This is a genomic window from uncultured Algibacter sp. (assembly GCF_947495925.1).
In the GTDB taxonomy this organism is placed as follows: domain Bacteria; phylum Bacteroidota; class Bacteroidia; order Flavobacteriales; family Flavobacteriaceae; genus Algibacter_E.
This window is the reverse complement of record NZ_CANMAU010000022.1, coordinates 1-2,111: the sequence shown is the minus strand read 5'-3', so window position 1 is coordinate 2,111 and position 2,111 is coordinate 1. Positions and strand designations below refer to the sequence as shown.

Genomic DNA, 2,111 nt, shown 5'->3' with positions numbered 1-2,111 from the left:
TTCGGAATTTTCTCGCGTTCGTTTTTGTTTACTAAATTAGTTGCTTAAACACGCAACTAACCATACACAAAACCGTTACCTACAATTTGAGCCAAACTTTATGAATACAATATTAATTGGAATTATAGTCGGAATTGTGCTAGTGTTTTTTCTTAGTTTAATCAAAAAAGACGACAAGTTAGCTCATCTTGGAATTAATTTAAGCCGAATATATTGTCCAAATTGTAATGAAAAACAACCGATTGTTAGAAAACCTAATAGCCAAAGACAAGCACTTTATGGAGGTCACACTTGTCGGAAATGCGGAACGGAAATGGATAAATACGGAGAAGAAATAATTGAATAATGGAATTCGGAATAGTAATAAAACTATTAATACCTATGGCTTTAATAGGAATTGGAATATGGTTAAAATCAATAGGAAAAAACAAACCTAAAAAAATTGAAAAGTTTTGGTATATCTTTATTTTAATAGGGCTATTCCAATTAGTTTTTCGAATAATGAAATACATATAAAAACTGTAGGTAACACCGTATAAAAATAATGCGTAAGTTTATTCCTTAATCTAAAGTTAGTGCTTGTTTGCTTGCATCTGATTTTCCTTCGGAAAATCCTCGCACTCAAACTACGCACTATTCTTATACCGAACCGTTGTGGTGCATTTGCCACTCAAACTTCTGAATTGAATAAATGAAAAAATTGATATTTCGATTGACCTTACCTTTGACTTTAATTTCATTCGGAATTATAACAAAATGGTCGTACGGAATTGTAATTGACGGAACAGATGAGTTTTTATATGGATTTCCTCTGATTTATAAATGTAACGGATTCCACACATCTATGTCAACCCAATATTTTTTGACTGAAATGGGAATTAATTTGTTGACTTATTTTTCGTTTTGGCTAATTGTAACATTAATTCTAAACCGAATTTGGAAAATCAATATTCCGAAACTTATTTCTAAAATATTTTGGATTGGCTACACCGTTTTATTTTTAGGATTTATCTATTTGTCAAATGATTTGGATGACCAATATTTAACAAAACGTGATTTTGAAGTTAAAATATTTGACAGCGGAATTTCAATTTTCGGAATCCACTCGACAGATAGAGAAAAATATCAAACTGAATTGAAAAATTGGAATGAAAAATAAAAAACGACACCACAACATTGTATAAAAATAATGCGTAAGTTTATTCCTAAACCTAAAGTTAGTGCTTGATTGCTTGCTTCTGATTTTCCTTCGGAAAATCCTCGCACACAAACTACGCACTATTCTTATACGTAACCGTTAGCAAACATTTGAATGGAATTCTGGAACAAAAAATATATTGAGGATTTTAGAATCGAAGATTCAGGAATTTATGATGCCCAAATATTGTCGCCCGACTATTTACAAGAAAAAGAATTAACTTATTCGAATTTAAAAAAATTAAGAAATGAATGGCAAAAAGTTTTACCGAAACTGGAAAAACTTGAATATCTATATCTCGGACATCGAGTAAACCAAGAATATTTCGAAGCTGTTTGCAATATCCCGAGCTTAAAAGGACTTTGGATTAAAACAAGTCAAATTAAGGACTTTAGCTTTATTGGCAATTTAAAAGAACTTGAACAACTGAATTTTGGAGGTAGTTTAGCGATATCTAATTTGAACGGAATTCAAAATCTGACTAAACTAAAATATTGTGTTTTAGACAATTTTTTCGGAATAGAAAACGTAAACGAATTATCTGGTTTAAAATCCTTGGAAAAACTTCATTTATTTGCTGGATTTGACACAAAAACTTTGAATATAAAATCAGTAGAACCGATTTCTGAATTGACTAATTTAAAGGAACTTGCTCTGGCAATTAAAACCAATCTTGACATCCGACCTTTACTAAAACTTAAAAAATTAGATAAATTAGTAATACCTGATTTCTATCATTCAAAGATTAAAAGTGAATTACCAAACCGAACTAAATTAAGATAAAAAACGTTTGCTAACATTGTATAAAAATAATGCGTAAGTTTATTTCTAAATCTAAAGTTAGTGCTTGTTTGCTTGCATCTGATTTTCCTTCGGAAAATCCTCGCACTCAAACTACGCACTATTCTTATAC

General features: G+C 30.2%; 3 protein-coding genes. All 3 read left to right on the top strand.

Going from position 1 to position 2,111, the window contains the following annotated elements:
* Positions 1-100 precede the first annotated feature (100 nt).
* Entirely contained in the window at positions 101-346 is a 246-nt protein-coding gene (locus Q0857_RS16815) for a hypothetical protein (protein WP_298538054.1), read from the top strand.
* A 345-nt stretch (positions 347-691) separates the two neighbouring features.
* Entirely contained in the window at positions 692-1,159 is a 468-nt protein-coding gene (locus tag Q0857_RS16810; protein WP_298538052.1) for a hypothetical protein, read from the top strand.
* 153 nt (positions 1,160-1,312) lie between these two features.
* Positions 1,313-1,981 (top strand): hypothetical protein, encoded by a 669-nt coding sequence (locus Q0857_RS16805; RefSeq protein ID WP_298538050.1) that lies wholly within the window; start codon positions 1,313-1,315, stop codon positions 1,979-1,981.
* Positions 1,982-2,111 lie beyond the last annotated feature (130 nt).